Source organism: Mesoflavibacter sp. SCSIO 43206 (assembly GCF_019904215.1).
Taxonomy (GTDB): Bacteria; Bacteroidota; Bacteroidia; order Flavobacteriales; family Flavobacteriaceae; genus Mesoflavibacter; species Mesoflavibacter zeaxanthinifaciens.
On sequence record NZ_CP063201.1, the window covers coordinates 448,205 to 468,211 of the forward strand.

Annotated in this window: 16 protein-coding genes; 4 read left to right on the top strand and 12 right to left on the bottom strand. The window is 31.7% G+C overall.

The genetic code is table 11. The annotated features are described in order from the left end of the window. Position 1 precedes the first annotated feature (1 nt). The 8 genes from INR78_RS02295 to INR78_RS02330 form a co-directional block, all read right to left on the bottom strand. The gene (locus INR78_RS02295) at positions 2-2,497 is read right to left on the bottom strand and encodes a heavy metal translocating P-type ATPase (RefSeq protein WP_223077306.1); all 2,496 of its coding nucleotides are present in this window, start codon (positions 2,495-2,497) and stop codon (positions 2-4) included. A gap of 63 nt (positions 2,498-2,560) precedes the next feature. Next, entirely contained in the window at positions 2,561-3,016 is a 456-nt protein-coding gene (locus tag INR78_RS02300; protein WP_027879800.1) for a heme-binding domain-containing protein, read from the bottom strand. Beyond that, positions 3,017-3,619: a DUF3347 domain-containing protein gene (locus tag INR78_RS02305; RefSeq protein WP_106688415.1), complete on the bottom strand. Its 603-nt coding sequence runs from the start codon at positions 3,617-3,619 to the stop codon at positions 3,017-3,019. It abuts the gene before it with no gap. 52 nt (positions 3,620-3,671) lie between these two features. Next, on the bottom strand, positions 3,672-5,957 hold the full coding sequence (locus INR78_RS02310; protein WP_223077307.1) for a multicopper oxidase domain-containing protein: 2,286 nt from the start codon (positions 5,955-5,957) through the stop codon (positions 3,672-3,674). A gap of 3 nt (positions 5,958-5,960) precedes the next feature. After that, entirely contained in the window at positions 5,961-7,196 is a 1,236-nt protein-coding gene (locus INR78_RS02315) for a TolC family protein (protein ID WP_223077308.1), read from the bottom strand. Beyond that, positions 7,193-10,945, bottom strand: coding sequence for an efflux RND transporter permease subunit (locus INR78_RS02320; protein WP_223077309.1), 3,753 nt, complete (start codon positions 10,943-10,945; stop codon positions 7,193-7,195). The genes INR78_RS02315 and INR78_RS02320 overlap by 4 nt, the downstream gene beginning before the upstream one ends. Before the next feature lie 107 nt (positions 10,946-11,052). After that, positions 11,053-11,466 carry a hypothetical protein gene (locus INR78_RS02325; protein ID WP_255593107.1) on the bottom strand — a complete coding sequence of 138 codons (414 nt, stop codon included), beginning with the start codon at positions 11,464-11,466 and terminating at the stop codon, positions 11,053-11,055. A gap of 283 nt (positions 11,467-11,749) precedes the next feature. Next, positions 11,750-13,000: a tyrosine-type recombinase/integrase gene (locus INR78_RS02330; RefSeq protein ID WP_223077310.1), complete on the bottom strand. Its 1,251-nt coding sequence runs from the start codon at positions 12,998-13,000 to the stop codon at positions 11,750-11,752. 376 nt (positions 13,001-13,376) lie between these two features. Here INR78_RS02330 and INR78_RS02335 point away from each other — a divergent pair, with 376 nt between their 5' ends. Next, positions 13,377-14,948, top strand: coding sequence for a tetratricopeptide repeat-containing sensor histidine kinase (locus INR78_RS02335; protein WP_223077311.1), 1,572 nt, complete (start codon positions 13,377-13,379; stop codon positions 14,946-14,948). 1 nt (position 14,949) lies between these two features. Next, positions 14,950-15,615, top strand: coding sequence for a response regulator (locus INR78_RS02340; protein WP_223077312.1), 666 nt, complete (start codon positions 14,950-14,952; stop codon positions 15,613-15,615). A 198-nt stretch (positions 15,616-15,813) separates the two neighbouring features. Here INR78_RS02340 and INR78_RS02345 read toward each other — a convergent pair whose 3' ends face one another. The 4 genes from INR78_RS02345 to INR78_RS02360 all read right to left on the bottom strand — a co-directional run bounded on the left by INR78_RS02345 (position 15,814) and on the right by INR78_RS02360 (position 17,722). Beyond that, a complete protein-coding gene (locus tag INR78_RS02345) occupies positions 15,814-16,191 on the bottom strand; it encodes a rhodanese-like domain-containing protein (RefSeq protein ID WP_223077313.1) in 378 nt (125 codons plus the stop codon). A 14-nt stretch (positions 16,192-16,205) separates the two neighbouring features. After that, a complete protein-coding gene (locus INR78_RS02350; RefSeq protein WP_223077314.1) occupies positions 16,206-16,514 on the bottom strand; it encodes a rhodanese-like domain-containing protein in 309 nt (102 codons plus the stop codon). A 105-nt stretch (positions 16,515-16,619) separates the two neighbouring features. After that, positions 16,620-17,231: a thioredoxin family protein gene (locus INR78_RS02355; protein WP_223077315.1), complete on the bottom strand. Its 612-nt coding sequence runs from the start codon at positions 17,229-17,231 to the stop codon at positions 16,620-16,622. A 5-nt stretch (positions 17,232-17,236) separates the two neighbouring features. Continuing rightward, positions 17,237-17,722, bottom strand: a complete 486-nt coding sequence (locus tag INR78_RS02360) for a TlpA disulfide reductase family protein (protein ID WP_223077316.1) — start codon at positions 17,720-17,722, stop codon at positions 17,237-17,239. Between the two features lie 265 nt (positions 17,723-17,987). Between INR78_RS02360 and INR78_RS02365 the strand changes: the two genes are divergently transcribed. Together INR78_RS02365 and INR78_RS02370 are read left to right on the top strand one after the other, a co-directional pair. Next, on the top strand, positions 17,988-19,385 hold the full coding sequence (locus tag INR78_RS02365) for an anthranilate synthase component I family protein (RefSeq protein WP_223077317.1): 1,398 nt from the start codon (positions 17,988-17,990) through the stop codon (positions 19,383-19,385). A gap of 17 nt (positions 19,386-19,402) precedes the next feature. Continuing rightward, a complete protein-coding gene (locus INR78_RS02370) occupies positions 19,403-19,969 on the top strand; it encodes an aminodeoxychorismate/anthranilate synthase component II (RefSeq protein WP_106678876.1) in 567 nt (188 codons plus the stop codon). The last annotated feature ends 38 nt before the right edge of the window (positions 19,970-20,007 follow it).

Below are 20,007 nucleotides of genomic sequence, written 5' to 3' on the forward strand. Positions count from 1 at the left end.
ATTAAATGTTTTTTGTTCTTAATCGTAATGCGTTACCTATTACCGAAACCGAGCTAAAACTCATTGCTAAAGCTGCTATCATTGGCGAGAGTAGTATTCCGAAGAATGGAAACAAAACTCCTGCTGCAATAGGCACACCTAAAGTGTTATAAATAAGTGCAAAAAATAGGTTCTGCTTAATGTTCTTCATTACAGCATTACTTAAATTTTTTGCTTTTACAATACCGTGTAAATCGCCTTTTACGAGTGTTATCATAGCACTTTCTATCGCTACATCTGTTCCCGTACCCATTGCAATACCTACATCACTTTTTGCCAATGCTGGTGCATCATTAATGCCATCACCTGCCATAGCAACTACTTTTCCGTTTTCTTGTAATTTTTCTACTTCTTTGAGTTTGTCCTCTGGTAACATACTGGCTTTAAAATCTGCAAGATTTAGTTCTGATGCTACTGCTTTTGCAGTATCGTGATTATCGCCTGTAAGCATTATAACATCAATGCCTTTATCTTGAAGTGCTTTAATCGCTTTGGCACTTGTTTCTTTTATTTTATCTCCTATAACTACATATCCTACAACGGTTTCATCTATTGACAAATAAGAAACTGTTTTACCCTGTTTTTGATAAGATTTTGCTTCGTCTTTCATTTTAGAAGTAATATCTGCTTTGGCATATTCCATCATTTTAGGATTTCCTAATGCTACTTTTTTATCTTTTATTATAGCTTCAACACCTTTTCCTGTGACAGCACTAAAATCTTCGGAATTTAAAATTTCTGCGTTATGTTCCTTTCCATATTTAACTGTCGCTTCTGCCAAAGGATGTTCACTATTGGTATTTAATGAAACGATGTATTGAAGTAGCTCATTTTTGTTTAAAGTATCACTAAAAGCACCTACTGTTTCTACCGTTGGTTTTCCTTCTGTAATAGTTCCAGTTTTATCAACTATAAGTGTATTTACCTTATCCATTTTTTCAAGAGCTTCTGCATTTTTAATCAATACACCATTTTGAGCACCTTTGCCCACACCAACCATTACAGACATTGGTGTTGCTAAACCTAAAGCACAAGGACACGCAATAATTAGTACTGCTATTGCATTGACAAACGCATACACATAAACTGGTTCTGGTCCCCAAATAGACCATACAATAAATGTGATAATAGAAATAAGAACTACAACTGGCACAAAATAACCTGATACTTTATCTGCTAAATTTTGAATAGGTGCGCGACTTCTACTGGCATCATTAACCATATGAATGATTTGTGAGAGTAACGTATCACTTCCTACTTTTTCCGCTTTCATTAAGAATGATTGATTCCCGTTAATTGTTCCGCTACTTACTTTATCGTGTTGAGATTTGTTTACAGGAATAGGTTCTCCAGTAATCATAGATTCATCAATAGTTGTTTCGCCTTCTGTTATCACACCATCAACAGGGATTTTATCGCCTGGTTTTACTTTTAGAATATCATTTAATTCTATCTTATCTATACTGACTTCAACTTCTTCACCATCTACCATTTTAATGGCTTTATTAGGTGCTAACTTTAATAATTCTTTTACTGCCGAATTGGTTTTGCTATGTGCTCGCGCTTCTAACAACTGTCCTAAAAGCACCAAGGTTAGAATAACCGTTGCTGCTTCAAAATAGACGTGTACTGCACCTGATTCAGTTTTAAATTGTTCAGGAAATATATCTGGAAACAACATCCCAAATACACTAAATAACCAAGCCACACCTGCACCGATTCCAATAAGTGTAAACATATTGAGATTCCACGTTTTTATGCTTCTATAAGCACGCTCAAAGAACATCCACGTAGCGTAAAAGACAACTGGAATGGATAAAACAAACTGAATCCAATTCCAATTTTTTTGTTCCATTATATCATACAATGGATTGTTATTGAGCATTTCGCTCATTGCAATTAAAAAAATGGGCAAGGTAAATGCTGTGGCAATCCAAAATTTCTTTAATAGCTTTTTATACGTTTTTTCTTCTGCTGAACTATCTGCTTCCATTGGCACTAAATCCATCCCACAAATAGGACACGAACCTGCTTCGTCTTTGACAATTTCTGGATGCATCGGACACGTCCATTGTTCCTTTGAAGTTGCTGATAGATTTTGTTCTTCCACCAAATCCATTCCGCAAACAGGACAATCGCCTGGTTTATCATAAGTTTTATCGCCTTCGCAATGCATAGGACAATAAAATGTGCCTGTACCTTTAGGTTGCTTTTCCTTTTTAGCTTCTGAATGCTGATGGTGTTCACCTTGTTTATGAATGCTATATGTACCACCATCTTTTTTTAAGGCTTCTTGAAACTTTTCTATAGGAATATGCGATTCCATTTCTATGGTAGCTTCTGCCTTTTCTAAATCGACGGTTGCTTTTGAAACGCCTTCTACTTTAGAAAGTGTTTCCTCAACGTGACTGCGACAACCGTTGCAGGTCATTCCGTGTATGTGATATGTGTGTTTCATTGAATTTATTTTTTCTTTTCTTTAAAGAAAAATGAACTAATCCATTCTACTTATATCAGAATTTTAATTTAAACTATCTTTAATTTGTTTCATATAACCAATTATAAGTTCTTTTTCACCTGTCGATAAAAGGGCATTTTTGTGAATTAGCGTATAAGACCAAAGGGGCATTTCGCCATTTTCAATTTGATTGATGATGGATTTTAGTTTACTGTTTTTTCTTCTATTTGAATAATCATCCCATTCATTAAAATTTAATTCTGCCTTGCCTTCTTTGATATGGTCTTCAAGAAACCAGGCTACCGGTTGCACCTTATTGTACCAAGGATATATTGTATTGTTACTGTGGCAATCATAGCAAGAGACTTGTAATTTGTTCTTGATATCATTTGGGACATCATTTACCAACATAAAGTCGGTTTTTGGAACAACTTCACTTTGGTTGCGCGTTGTGGGGATAAATTGAATCCCCACAAACGCCACCAACAACACTATTGCTATGATTTTTAAAATCTTCATTTAGTTAATTTCCTTTTGGACTTTTCCACAGTTCAACATCTTGCTTCCATAATAGGGATTCTTAATATCCTTGCTCATACTTAACCAAGCTGAACCACCATCGTACATTGGACAAAATTGCTCATATAGTTTTACTTGTGTTCCTGTAATAGCTACCATATCAGTAATATCCTTACTTAAAACTTTAAAGTGCTCACGTTGATGTGCTATTGGACTTTCTGAAATATGTTCTGCGTGTTCCGTAGCATCTTCGATAATGTCCTTTAATTCTGATTGCTGGGCATCTGTAAATTTTGAAATGTCAAGCTTTCCTAATGACGTTGCGAGGGTTGCACCCAATTCTTTAGCTTTGGCATTATCATCTACCACTAAGGCATCCTTTAAGTTGAAATAGTCATTTAATATTGTTTGAGAATTTGTATCTCCATTCATTGCCATTTTCTTTTTCTTACCATCGTGATGACCATCGCTATTGTCGTGATTCATTTCTGTATTATGACCTTCATCGTTGTTATGTTCTTTTTTTGCGTCTTTACAAGACATTGTTGTTAGGCTTATAAAAGCCATTACCATAATTGTTGTTACTAATTTTACTTTTTTCATTTTGACTTACTTTTAAGATTAATATTTGTTTATATAAAATTGTTATTTATTATTAAAATCGAACTAATAGTCCGCCACCCCAACCATATCGGTTATTATAATTCCCTTGAATTGAAAAATTTCGAGATAAGATGTATGATGCTCCAATTAACCATTGCGTTTCACCTTCATAAGATTTGTTGTTTTCTAACTCATTAACCCATCCAAAATCTGCTCTGTATTCGTATTCTCCTTCGAGAAAAATTCTAGGAAAAATCAATAGTTCTCTGTCTAAACGTATTCTTGGGCGCAGTTGATGGTCCATACTCACATCGACATTAAATCTGTAAGGCGTGAAATATTTAACTCCAACCAATCCCACAGTATTGAATGTATCATAAGAATCTGGTGTTGAAGTTTCAGTATTTACGCCTGCATATACGCGTACCCAATCATTGAGATATCTGTTATAATTTACTTCTATCTCGGCATTTTGGTTATAATCAAACTCGGCACGTAGTGCAAATTCGTTACGGATGCTGCTTGACATCAATAAAAGTTCATTAAAGTTTGAACCTCCACGAAGCATTCCCCACGAATAGTAATGGTCTGTCTCGTCAATTAGGTTTTGTACTGGATAAGGTTTCATCCTTTCATCTCGTGGTGTATCATAGCTAAATACTCTTGCCATACCACCCATCATATGATATAGCACGTGACAATGAAAGAACCAATCACCATATTCTTCATTATAGAACTCTATAATTACTTTTTTCATCGGTGGTACATTTACGGTATGTTTTAATGGCGAACGCTCTCCATTTTCATTAATCACCCTAAAGTAATGCCCGTGCAAGTGCATTGGGTGGTGCATCATTGTCAGATTATTTAGGGTAATCCTTGTAACCTCATCGCTTTTAATTTTAATCTTGTCTGTTTCGGACAATGGTGTACCATTCATACTCCAAACATAGCGTTGCATATTACCAGTTAGATTCAGTAAAATTTCATTTACTGGCGCATCTGTCTTAAAAGTGGTGTTTTCCTTTGCTTTTAAAAAATCATAATTGAAATACGTTTTACGTGTATCATAATTAAATGAAGCGGTGTCCTTTTGCATTGTAGACATCATATGATTCATTGGCGTCGCATCCTTTTTCATTTCCATATTCATATCATTATCCATCTTCATCTGTCCGTCTTTCATATCCATCTTCATCTTCATTCCATATGTCTGCATCAAAAACTCTGGTGTTTTTTTCTTTTGATTGCCCACCATTGCAGGTGCACCCATCTTCATATCCATTTTTGCCATTTGCTTCATCATAGCCACTTTATCTGGTCTGTCTATTACAGTAGCTGGATACAATTTTCCGCTACCCAAACGGATTGAGGTGTTGCCAGAACCATCTTGGGCTGTTGCGGTAATTTCTAATGTACCTTCTGGGATAGTTACTATAACATCATAGGTTTCGGCAATTGCAAAAAGAAATCGGTTTTTATATTCTGGTGTTACATCTACACCATCACTCGCAACTATCATCGGGTTACCACCACCAAAATCCACCCAATAATAAGATGAAGCAGATGCGTTGATAAAACGTAATCGTACTTTTTCACCTGTTTTAAACTCTGAATATTCTGCAAGTTTTTTACCATTAGCTAAAAACGCAGGATAATAGACGTCCGCAATGTCTGCACCTTCCATTCTATCGCGCCAAAATTTGAATTGTGCGCCTAATGCACCTTCTTTAATAACTCTGCTTAATGGTACTGCTGTCCCTTTTTTAACCTGATACCATTCGTTTCCCCGTTTAAGGTTTCGTAACACATTCATTGGCTTTTCGTTTGTCCAATCGGAAAGGACTACGACTAAATCCTTATCATAGTCCAAGGTCTTTTCTTTAGGATGAATGACTATTGAGCCATAAACTCCTTTTTGCTCTTGCAACATCGTGTGGGAATGATACCAATATGTGCCAGATTGGTTTATAGGTATTCTATATTGAAATGTAGTATTTGCTTTTATAGGTGGCGTAGTTAAATAAGGTACACCATCATAAAAATTAGGAAGTATTAAACCGTGCCAATGTACAGAGGTTTCTTCATCCATTTTATTGGTTACGTTAATAATAGCGAGGTCACCTTCATTAAATTCTAATGTAGGACCTGGAATTCCACCATTAATGGTCATTCCGTTTGCGGTGACACCTCCAAGCGTCATTTCATTTTTTTCTATGGTAAGGTTATATTCTCTAATTGGGCGTCCTTCTTCTTTTCTGTCTTCACCATTTGTTCCAACTTGGGCGAATGCCATTGAAGTTAAGAATAAGAGAAGTATTGTGTTAAATGTTTTCATTGTTTACTTAATTAAATAATTAATGATTGTACTTTGCACATAGTAAGTCTTCACAGATTCTATCTGGTTCATTTGAAACTTTAATTGCAACTCTTGAATATCCAAAACATCATTAAAATCAATGGTTCCTGTTTCGTAACTTTTTATTAGAATGTCTTCTGCATCTTTAGCCTGTTTTAGGTTTTTGGCTTGGGTAGCATAACTTATTCTTGCAGAAATGCGTTCGTTAATCGCCTTGTCTAAAAGCGTTTCCAATGCATTTAAACGTTCCTGTTTTTGAGCAGTAATTTCCTGCTGTTGCAAATCATTTTGTTTGGTTTGGGATTTATATTTCTTATTGAAAATTGGGATAGATACCGAAACCATTGGCATTACAATATCCTTTCCGTTATCGCTGAAATCCATATTTGGTCTTTCAGCAACATTGATATAATCTAATCCAAAACCAATCATTGGACTGCTTTCTTTTTGATTCAATAATTCTGATTGCTCTATGGATTGATAGAGTTTATCAAATTTTAGTAATTCAGGATGCAATACTAATTTTTCAAAAGTAATATCAAAGTCTTCAGAAGGTATAATTAAGCTATCTACCATATTGACTGTAACATCATTTTCCCTATTCAATAGGTTGTTAAATTTGGTCTGTTCTGCTAAAAATTGTTGGTGCAATACGTCTTTTAATTGTTGCATTTCGTTCTGACGCATTTGTAATCGTAATACATCTACTGCAGATGCTTTACCAACCTCAACAGAAGTCAAAGCCATTGTTTCATAAGTTTCTAACAGATTGATATTCTCTGTTAATACCTTTTGTTTTGCTTTATTAGCATATAGTCTATAATAAGATTGTGAAACTGAAGACATTAATTTTCGCTTCGCAATTACAATATCTTCATACTTAACATCTGCTAACGAACTAACGTAATTTTCTCTTGCCGAAATATTACCAAACCACGGTAACATTTGTTTTGCAGACACCTTAAAGCGTTGAGCACCTGTTCGAGTTTCTGGTTCACTTACAAAATAACCAACTCCAAATTCGGCATTAGGAATGGTGTTGACCTCGTTTACCTTTTCGGAAGCTCTTTTGTATTGTAACTCAAACTTTTGAATTTCTGGATTGTTTGTTAAGGCTTCATCGATAAGTATTTCTAATTGTTGAGCGTTCGCAAAAAGACTCAAGAAACAAGAGCCAAGAGCCAAGACGATTTTTATTTGTATTGATTTATATTTCATTTTGATGTTCTTTTAAGTTGAACTTCTGCTTTCCAGCTATACAATACTGGTACAACAAACAAAGTGATTAAGGCTATAAGCATTCCACCAAAACTTGGTATTGCCATAGGTATCATAATATCACTACCTCTTCCTGTAGATGTTAATACTGGTAATAATGCCAATATGGTAGTAGCAGTTGTCATTAAACAAGGTCTAATACGTTTTTCTCCTGCTTCTACTACTGATGCTCTGATTTCTTTTTTATTTTCTGGTGTATTTCTATCAAATGTTTGTGTTAAATAAGTTGCCATTACAACTCCATCATCGGTTGCGATACCAAATAGTGCAATAAACCCAACCCAAACCGCTACACTTAAATTAATGGGGTGCATTTGAAATAAATCGCGCAGATTTTCACCAAAGACATTGAAGTTTAAGAACCAATCTTGACCATAGAGCCATATCATTACAAAACCACCAGCAAAAGCAACTGCAATACCTGTGAATACCATTAGTGATGTCCCTACTGAACGAAATTGGAAATACAGAATTAAGAAAATGATTGCCAACGCTAAAGGCACAACAACCGACAAGGTTTTTTCTGCTCTTAATTGGTTTTCATACGTTCCCGTAAATTGGTAGTTGATACCTTTTGGGACTACCAATTCGCCACTATCTATCTTTTCTTGAATTAAGGTTTGTGCATTTTCTACCACATTGACTTCTGCAAAACCATCCATTTTATCAAATAACACATAGCCAACTAAAAAAGTGTCTTCACTTTTAATTACTTGTGGACCTTGTTCATATTTTATAGTCGCTAATTCACTTAAAGGAATAGGGCTTCCTTTTTCAACAGGCACATAGATTTGTTTTAAATCGGTTGGATTTGCTCTTAATTCTCTTGGGTAACGAACTCTAACACCATAACGCTCACGACCTTCTACTGTCTGTGTTAATACCATACCACCAACAGCCACTTTCAAAACATTTTGAACTTCCTCAATGGTTACGCCATAACGAGCAATTTTCTCTCTATCAATATCAATTAACAAATAGGGTTTACCTACAATACGGTCTGCAAAAACAGCTTCATCTTTTACACCTTCAGCTTGTTTTAAAATATCTTCTAATCGCATTCCAAACGCTTCAATCTGCTTTAAATCTTGCCCTTTTATTTTAATACCCATTGGTGCTCGCATTCCTGTTTGCAACATTACCAATCGGGTTTCAATAGGTTGTAGCTTTGGTGCAGACGTTACGCCTGGTAATTTGGTCACTTTTACAATTTCGTTCCAAATATCATCTGGTGATTGTATTTCAGGTCTCCAATTTCGATAGAACTCTCCATTATTGTCTGGAATGAGTTGAGACCTTTCGACTGTGCTCAAGGTGACATTTTCTGTATTATTTGGATTTGCGATAAATCGACCATCTTTTAATTCAAACAAGCCATCATTATTCACTTTGTAGCGTTGACGTTCTCGGTTTTCATTCAGCATATATTCTGACTTATACTGAATAACATTTTCATACATTGATAGTGGTGCTGGGTCTAATGCAGATTCTGTACGACCTGCTTTTCCAACTACAGTTTCGATTTCAGGAATACTGGCAACTGCCATATCTAACTGCTGTAAAACACGCTTATTTTCTTCTACACCAGAATGAGGCATCGAGGTTGGCATTAGTAGAAATGAGCCTTCATTTAAAGATGGCATAAACTCTTTGCCTGTATTTTTCATAATGAAAAAACCTGCAATGACAATTGCTGTTGGGACAGACAAAAAGAGTAGCTTATTATCTAAACACCACCTTAAAATGCGTGTGTAGTATTTTATAAATAATGAGAAAACACCTAATAAACCAAAGCAAATAACACTCACAAAAATAAGATTCCAGAAAATGCTTTTATCAACGCCTAATGGTCTCCAATATTCGGCTAACAAGAATACTATAGCTGATGCTGAAATAATGATATTGATAAGATTCGCTTGTTTGTCTGTTATCTTATTTTGAAGATTAAGACCTGCTGTAATTCCAAACGCTATCAAAATCAATCCTAACCAATACCCATAGACTATAGCTACGATTCCCAATGCTATTAAAACACCATTTAAAACATATTTAAAAGTGCTTTTAATGTTTTTCTTTCGGAATAAAAATGCAGCAAACGGTGGAATTAAAAACAACGCTACTATTATAGAAGCTGTTAATGCAAAAGTCTTTGTGAAGGCTAATGGTCTAAACAGTTTTCCTTCCGCTCCAATCATTGTAAATACAGGAATGAAACTGATAATAGTTGTCATAACTGCGGTTACGATTGCACCAGACACTTCAGCTGTTGCGTTATAGACTACTGTGTTTATGGGTAACTTTTTATGAGATTCCTCGTCGCTCGTTCCTTGCTCTGTCGGAATGACATTTTCGTTTTCATCCAAATGCCTTATAATGTTTTCTGATAGTATGACACCTACGTCGACCATTGTACCAATAGCAATAGCAATACCTGATAATGCCACAATATTAGCATCAACACCAAAGAGTTTCATCGCAATAAACACCATTAAAACCGCTACTGGTAAAAGTCCAGAAATTAGTATGGAAGCTCGAAGATTAAATACCATAATGATAATTACCAGGATGGTAATTAAGATTTCTAAAGTTAATGCTTCATTGAGTGTACCTAAAGTTTCTTGTATCAGTTCTGTTCTGTCATAAAATGGGACTATTGTTACTTGGGAAGTTCTACCATCCGCCAATACTTTTGAAGGTAATCCCGCACTTAATTCATTAATTTTTTCCTTTACGTTATTAATGACTTCCATTGGGTTTGCTCCATAACGAGCCACCACAACAGCACCAACAACTTCAGCACCTTCTTTATCCAATAAACCACGTCGAGTTGCAGGACCTAATGAAACTTTACCAATATCCTTTATCCTTATTGAAGTATAATCTTCTGAAGTGACTACTGCATTTTCGATGTCTGAAATGGATTTTACATACCCCAAACCACGCACTAAATATTCGGCTTGGTTAATTTCCAAAGTCTGTGCACCAATATCCTTATTACTTTCCTTAACCGCTTTTACAACGTGATGCAATCCAATATTATACTGACGCATTAGTTCTGGATTTACGTCCACTTGATACTCCTGAACATAGCCACCAATAGAAGCAACCTCTGAAACACCACTTGCAGAAGATAGAGCATATTTTACATAGTAATCCTGAATACTGCGTAACTCTTGCAAATCCCAACCACCAGTTACATTTCCTTTTTCGTCACGACCTTCTAAAGTGTACCAAAATATTTGTCCTAATCCTGTTGCATCTGGACCCAAAGCAGGATTAACACCTTCGGGCAATAAACCACTTGGTAAGGAATTAAGTTTTTCGAGAATACGACTTCTACTCCAGTAAAATTCTATATCCTCTTCAAAAATGATATAGATACTTGAAAAGCCAAACATAGAGGAACTACGAATGGTTTTTACTCCAGGAATACCCAATAATGATGTGGTTAATGGATAGGTAATTTGGTCTTCTATATCTTGTGGCGAACGTCCATCCCATTTGGTAAAAACGATTTGTTGGTTTTCGCCAATATCGGGAATAGCATCTACTGCTACAGGGTTACTTGGTAAAAATCCTGTATCCCAATTAAAAGGTGCGTTAACAGTTCCCCATCCTATAAAAAGAACAAGTAATAAAACTGCAACGAGTTTGTTTTCTATTAAAAATTTGATGCTTTTATTTAGCATATAATTGATTTTAAACAATTAGACAATAGTGTTATAAAAACACTTAATACAGTAATGTATCCTTACGACATAATGCCATAGGATATAAATAGTCTAATGTTTATAAATCAAATTAAATACATTTCGTCAATCTTGAAGATTTGTTTGACGACTAATGGTGGTTTGTATTCCTCAAAAGAAGAAACGTTATTTTCTAAACCTTCAAAAAGGTTAATGTAAGTGTAAACAAATGAAGCTATAAATACTTGTTGTTCAAATGTGATTTTGTCAACTTGCAATTGTAATTCATCTTGACCTTCAATTGTTAATTGTTCATCATCACAACAATTTTTCTTGGTAATAGAACATCCTTCAGTAGATGGTTTTTCCATTTCCATTCCGCAACCTTTGGCTTTATGAAAAATAGCAGTTTCTACTAACGTATCTCCGCAATAATGCATATTCACAGTAAATGACATTGTAGAGCATAACACTACAAAAGCCATTGCTAAAGACATTATTTTATGGAAAAACTGCTTCATATCTATTTGCAAAGGTATAAAATTTTAACAACTATTGATTTTGTTTAACAGAAGTTTAGACATGCCTTCAATCTAATTTCTATAACTTAAAAGCTATATTTAAGTTGATTATCCGATAAAATTTATGAAATTTATTATTCTGGATATTAAGAGCATTTATCTATAAATGTACTATAAGGATCTTAAAAATTATGAAGAATACCTATTAATATCTATTATTATAAAAACTCCTTTTTCCAATATAAAAGTTATAAAGAGTAGAGTTAAGAAAATAAAAATTCAATTATAATTTAATAGATGAAAATGCTTTATTAATTGCGTCATGTTTAGCCAGATTATCAACTTTGTAGTAACTATTAAATGTTTTAAAATCTTTATGTCCAGTCATCTCCATAATTGTTTTATCTGCAACTCCTTTATTTTTTAAAATTGTGATAAAAGTTCTTCTTGCTGTATGTGTGCTTACCCTTTTATAAAATGGAGCTTTTAATATTTTATGCTCTCTGTTTTTTGTCCTACTATATTCAACTTCAAAAGTAAATTCAGCATTTTTAAATATTTCTTTGATAAACTGATTTTGCTTTTGATTACTAATTAATGGTAATTGAAATTCATATTTTTCTAAAATACTTTTACTAACTTCAAATAAAGGGATTTCTCTTACTTCTTTAGCAACATCTTTTTCCTCCTTAATTAAGATTGAATTTTCAGTTACAGTACGTTTATTTATTCTTTTTAACTCTCCATACCTAAGTCCTGTTAAACATTGAAACACAAAAACATCTTTAACTTTTTCTAAAGCTAGAGACTTTGTTTGGTATGTGTGAATTTCATTTACTTGATCTAAATTTAATGCAATTTCTTTAGTGATAACTCTTTCAGGTTTTTTAAAATCTATAAAAGCACTGTTATAAGTGTATTTATTTTTTAATGCCCAAAACATAAATGTTTTAAATAGCCCAAGGTTTCTGGCAAATGTATTGGTACTATGGTCTAAAACTCTGTAACAAAAATCTTTAAATTCAGTATCAAAATTATTATTTATTGTACTAAAAGTAAGCTTGTATTTTTTATATTTTTCGAAGTGAATTAAATGATTTTTTATATTAATATATCTCTTATTAGTTGCTTGTTTCCATTCTTTTCTTTTATTTTTTTCCTCCATAAATTCATCATAAGCATCAAAAAAACTATTATTCTTTTTAGAAATTTTTTTAAACTCTAAATCAAAAGCATCACGTAATATTTTTGAGGTAAATTCTTCATTGATTTTTGAATACAATGCCTTAGTTTCTTCAAATTTCTGAGTATACCTTAATAGTTGAGTATTTACAGTTAAATTGTTAGGTGCTTTATGTTTTCCTTTTAAATAAGGCTGTCTATAATCAAAATCCCAATTTACAGGAGCTATTGTTTCTCCTGTAGAATAAACAAACTTCTTTTTCTCCTTATTAAAATGACATGTGAAGTAGATTAAAGATGGCTTTTCTCCTTTCTGGTTTTGAGGATTTTTTAAGTAAAACGAATGCTTCATAAAAGTTCAAAAATAAGTTTAAATACTGGGTGACAAAATAGGTGACAAAATAGGTGACAAAATAGGTGACAAAATAGTTATAATTAATTATAAAGTTAAAATACTAAACAATAATAAACTCCTTTATTTATTAGTAAAAATAGTATTTAATATACTTTTTTCATTATAGTTAAATATATAGATTCAATATTCTCCGACTCCACAGAAAACCCTGTAAATTACTGATTTGCAGGGTTTTAATTTTTTTTAAGACAACAACTTACACTGAAAGAAATTTCTTAAAAATAATATTACCGTTTTACTGGTATTGTTATATTTTTGATTTATGAATAATAAATCACTATTAACATTATTTTCTTTTTTCGCTTGCTACTTTATGAGTATTAAAATAGCATTTAGTAAAACTGAAATAGATAGTCTACAGTTTTATATTGAAAAAATAACCTCGATAAACTCTAACAAAGATCTTTTTGATGCTTACAACTACTTGTCTAAAGAGAAAGATAAAAGATCTGATTTAGATAAAACTTACATTTACTACAACCTTTCTAAAATTGATTACACTTTAGGTTTTTATCATGATAGCGAATATAATGCTGTGCAAGCTTTAAAAATTATTGATAAGATTGCCGACTCTGACTTTAAAACAAGCTATAAAAAAAGTCTTTACACATTATTAGGTAAAATTTATAAAGCGTTAAACTTTAATGATCAAGCATTAAATTTTTATAACAACTCGCTTAAAATTGCTAATACCACTAAAGATAGTGTTGTCATTTACAATAATATTGCAACAACACACAAGGCTAATAAAGATTATAAAAAGGCTAACAACATCCTACTAAAAGCTAAAGAGTTATTGCCTAAAATTAATGATCAAACCGAGGTAGCTAGAATACTTGATAACCTTGGAGCTATTAAGACTATTTTAAAAGATCCAGACGCTTATACTTATCTAAAAAAATCACTAAAAATACGCCAGAAACTTAAAGATTATTCGCAATTATACCCAAGTTATAAAAGCCATTTTAACTATTATTACAGTAAAAATAATATTGACTCTGCAAAAAAGTATAGTGATCTAGCTTACAATATATCCAAACTAATTAATAGTCCTTCTTATCAAATAGATGCTATTAAATTAAAACTTAAAACCGATAACAATGTTAACATTAATGAGTTTTTAAAACTTACAGACAGTTTAGAAAAAGTAAGAAACATAAATAAAAATCAATACTCACTTTTAAAGTATAATGTAAATAAAAGCTTACTAGAAACTGAAAAGCAAAAAAACCAAAAAACCATCTACAAGTTTAGCTTAATCTTTACAATAATACTAATTGTACTTATCTTGTATTTATTAAACATAAGACACAAAAAACAAAAATTAGAACAAATCTACCAAACTGAAACCAACATCTCTAAAAGAATACATGATGAAGTAGCAAACGACATTTATAAATATATGATTGTTTTAAATGAAAACAAATTAGATAAACAGCTACAATTAGACACCATAGAAGACATATACTACAAGACTAGAGATATCTCAAAAGAAATTAATGTAATAAATGAAAAATCTAATTTTAAAGACGAATTAAAAGATCTCTTTTCTAGCTATTCTAACAACCAATGTAAAGTTGTAAGTAATGGTGTTTCTGATATTGAATGGAACAAAATAAACAAACATAAAAAAATAACTATTTACCGCGTATTACAAGAGCTTTTAACTAACACAAAAAAACATAGTCAAGCTAATTTAGTAGTAATTAAAATTAATACAAATCGTAAAAAACTAGAACTTCAATATACAGATAATGGTATTGGTACTAATCTAAATTTTAAAAATGGTTTGAAGAATACGGAAAACCGTATAAATACCTTAAAAGGAACTATTACTTTTGATACTAAACCAAATAATGGTTTTAAAGCACAAATTATAATTTAAAATGTTCAAAAAAGTTTTAATTTCTGATGATTTAGATAGTATTAGTCAAGGTGTTTTAAACACGCTTGAAAGTTTAAATATTAGCAATATAGATAAAACACTTTATTGTGATGATGCGTATTTAAAATTAAAAAAAGGATATCTAGACAAAAACCCTTATCAATTATTTATTACAGACTTATCTTTTATTGCAGATCATCGTGAACAAAAATTTAATTCTGGTAAAGATTTAATTAACACGTTAATCCAAGAACATCCTGATTTAAAAATTATAGTTTATAGTATTGAAGATAGACTAGAAAATGTAAAACAACTTTATTCTAATAATAAAGTAAGTGCTTACGTATGTAAAGGAAGAAATGGTTTAAAAGAATTAAAAAATGCCATAATTGATGTTTATGATAACAAAACATATCTTTCACCATCAATTTCTGATCGTTTAAAATCTAAAAATCATTTAGAAATAACAGACTATGACATCGAGTTATTAAAACTATTATCTATAGGATTATCTCAAGATGAAATTAGCAGTAGTTTTAAACAGAAAAATATATCGCCTAACAGTTTAAGTTCAATAGAAAAAAAAATAAATAAACTTAAATTATACTTTAATGCTCAAAACGCAATACACTTAGTATCAATAACAAAAGATACTGGTCTAATTTAATTTATTCAACTTACGGTTTACCGTAAAACTATTTTAAACTATTAAGTTAGCTTTACACCATAGATAATGTTTTGGGAGAAGCCATTATCTTAAGTTAGCTAATTGTTGAGTTAAATTTATTTTTTGGCTATTAATCATTTTATTAAATTTATTAAATCTCAACAAAAAAGCCTTACAGAAATGTAAGGCTTTTTATTTTTATTTCTCTTCTTGGCTTAACCATTTACTGTATCCGCCTTTAAAGTCATAAATTTTAACAAATCCTAGGGACTTCATTTTTTCTGCACATTTAGCACTTCTACCTCCCATGTGACAATACACCAATACTGGTTTGTTTTTATCTAACTGTTGTATATCATTTTCAAAAGTTGGTGATAAAAAATTTATGTTTTGTGCTGTTGCAATATGTCCTGCATCATACTCTTCTGGAGTCCTTACATCTATTAACTGCACATCTTCCATATTAAGATATGTTTGCATCTCTTCTTGCGATACAACTTCTATTTCTCCTTCGTTTACTGTTTTACAGCTTACAATAACTGCTAATAATAAGAATAAAATTAAAGGTTTTTTCATACTAAAAAGTTTATTTATTCTACGTCTCCTGTCCATTCTAATATACCTCCTACTAAATTATAAGCATTATCAAAACCTAATTGATTCATAATATTACAGGCTTTTTCACTACGTGCTCCTGACCTACAATACACATAGTAGTTTTTTGATTTATCAAGCTCTTCTAGTTGATATACAAACCCTTGTCCTTTATAAATATCTATATTAATTGAATTTGGTATTTTCTTTTCTGCAACTTCAGCTTCTGTTCTTACGTCTAATATTACTGCATTATCATCTGCATTAAGCTGCTCTGTCCAATCTTTTTGAGATAAATTTGCCATCTTTTAAATATTTTTTCAAAATTAATATTTCTAAGTTATATAGACGTAAAAAAACCCGGAATGTTACATTTCGGGTCTTATTTTTAAATAATATTATAAGCTTTTTTATACTTTTATTGTACAACCAATAGCTTTTGTTTCCTTAACCTTAATTTCATTCCCTGATAGCAATGCGTTAACTGCATCTTCTACATATTTTGTTTTTACTGCATTTGCATCTTGAAAATTATCATCTATTGCGCCAATATATTTAACAACATTTCCTTTTTTAGTTTTTTGTAAAACATACACATGTGGTGTTTTAGTGGCTCCATATTGTGGATAAATCTTTTGACCTTTATCAATTAGATACGGAAATGTAAAACCTTTTTCTTTGGCTCTTTTTTGCATTGCTTCCATGTTATCTCCTGGTTTTACATCTGTATTATTTGGCATAATAGCAATAACAGGATAACCTTTACTTGCATACTTTTTATTTAAAGCTTCAATTCTGTCTTCATAAGCTACTGCATATGGACATGTGTTGCATGTAAAAGTTACTATAAATCCTTTTGCTTCATTAAAATCTGAAAGTGACACCATAGACCCGTCTATATTTTCTAATTTAAAATCTGTTGCAATGTCACCTATTTTATAACCATCTTTAGGTTTAATTGTAAAAGCACTAATTGTTAGCATTAGTACAAATAATGTTAATAATTTCTGCGTTGTTTTCATGAGAGTTATTTTAAAAATTTATTTAGTGTTCTTTCTAATTCTTCATACTCAAAAGCTTGCTCAAAAAATTCTCTTTTATTAGAATTATATATTAAAGTTGCTGGTATAGCACCAGACCAATCTTTATTTACTTTTGGAATCCAATAATTAGAATCCATATCATTTAAAGCATAAAGCTCTGATTGTAATTGTTTTTCGTTTATAAAGTTTTTAAGTTTTGTATCAAAATGCTTAGGGAAATCTAAACTAACCAAAACAACCTCTACATTTTTATCTTTATATTGTTTATTGATCCTTTCAAAATAAGGTAATTCTTTAACGCATGGCGCACACCAAGTTGCCCAAAAATTAACTACATAAGTCTTATTATCCTGTTTGTTTAGCACTTTTTCTAAACCGTTATAATCAACTTCTGTGAATGTTATTTCTTTACTTTCTTCTTTACAAGAAACCATTAATAAAACCACTAAAATTGGCAATATGCATCTCATTATATCTAAATTTTAGAATAAAAATAATAATCACCTATGTGTTATTTTTAAGTTTTAACAAATAATTAATTGCTGATTATATTTGAAAACTAAAATTTCATTTTTATATTTACACCGTAAATAAAACACATGAACACAATTTTAAATCATACTTGGTGGTGGAACTTCAAGATTTCAATCTTCGTGAAGTAAACCCTTAGTATATTTAATTTAAAAATATTTTATAAAGGCTTGTCATTCACGACAAGCCTTTTTTTTTATCATTATGAAAACATTTAGCTTATACACTCATTACAAAAAAATATTAGCAGATACGATAACACCCGTTAGTATTTATTTAAAAATTCGTGATAAATACCCAAATAGTATCCTATTAGAAAGTAGCGATTATCACGCTAACGATAACAGTTTTTCCTACATCTGTTTTAATCCAATAGCCTCTATTAAAGTAGATGACAAAGCCATTACACAAACTTTTCCTGACGGAAGTGTTATGAGTAACAGAGTAAGAAATGTAACTAAGATGATACATAAGTTTACTAAACGATTTAAAGTCAATTCTGAAACAGATTTTAAGTTTATCAACAATGGTATTTTTGGTTACACTGCCTATGATGCTGTAAAACATTTTGAAGATGTTTCTATTAGTAAAAAACCAAATTCTTTAGATATACCTGATATTTACTACGCGGTTTACCAAAACATCATAGCTATAAATCATTTTAAAAATGAAGCATATATTTTTGCCCATTGTTTTGAGACAGACAATAATATAGACGAAGTTTTACAATTAATAAGCTCTAAAAATTATGCTACATATAAATTTAACACAGAATCTGAAATAAAGTCTAACCTAACAGATGAGGACTACAAAAATCACGTAGAGTTAGCAAAAAAACATTGTACAAGAGGAGATGTGTTTCAGTTAGTGTTATCTAAAAAATTCTCTCAAAGCTTTAAAGGTGATGAGTTTAACGTCTATCGTGCATTAAGAAGCATTAATCCTTCTCCGTATTTGTTTTATTTTGACTACGGAAATTTTAAAATCTTCGGAAGCTCTCCAGAAGCACAACTAGTAGTTAATAACGGTCAAGCCGAAATACATCCAATTGCGGGAACATTTAAAAGAACTGGTAACGATGAAGAAGACCAAAAGCTAGCTAAAAAATTAGCAGAAGACACTAAAGAAAATGCAGAACATGTCATGCTAGTTGATTTAGCAAGAAACGATTTAAGCAGACACGGAAGCGAAGTAAAAGTAGAAACTTATAGAGAAGCGCAATTCTTTTCGCACGTTATACATTTAGTAAGTAAAGTTACAGGTAAAGTTCACAAAAACACAGCGACAATGCAAGTTGTTGCAGATACTTTTCCTGCAGGCACGTTAAGCGGCGCTCCAAAACATAAAGCGTTACAACTTATAGAAAAATATGAAAAAACAAGTCGTGCATTTTATGGAGGTGCAATTGGTTTTATGGATTTTAAAGGTAACTACAATCACGCCATTATGATAAGAACATTTATGAGCAAAGACCATAATCTACATTGGCAAGCTGGCGCAGGAATTGTATCTAAATCCAGTCCAGAAAACGAATTACAAGAAGTTTACAACAAACTAGGAGCCTTAACAAAAGCAATTGATTTAGCAGAACAAATTAATTAATCCTAAATCTAAAAAACATGAAAAAAGTATTAGTTATAGATAATTACGACAGTTTTACGTACAACTTAGTACATTATTTAGAAGACCTTAACTGCAATGTTACCGTAAAAAGAAACGACAAACTTACAATAGATTTTGTAGAGCAATTTGATAAAATAGTATTGTCGCCTGGTCCAGGTATTCCTGAAGAGGCTGGTTTATTAAAAGAAATCATAAAAACTTATGCGCCAACAAAAAGTATTTTTGGTGTTTGCTTAGGTCAACAAGCAATTGCTGAAGTTTTCGGGGGACAATTAATTAATCTAAACGATGTGTATCATGGTGTATCTACAAAAGTAACAATTACTGTAGATGACGAATCATTGTTTAACGGATTAGAAAAAAATATTGAAGTAGGACGATATCACTCTTGGGTTGTAGACCCTAATTTACCTGAAAGTTTAGAAGCTACTTCGGTAGACGAAAACGGACAAATCATGTCTTTACGCCATAAAATATATGATGTAAAAGGTGTACAATATCATCCAGAAAGTGTATTAACACCTTACGGAAAAAAAATTTTAGAAAACTGGCTAAAAGAATAAATCCGTCTTTCCTTCAAGAGATAGGGAATCAAAAAAGA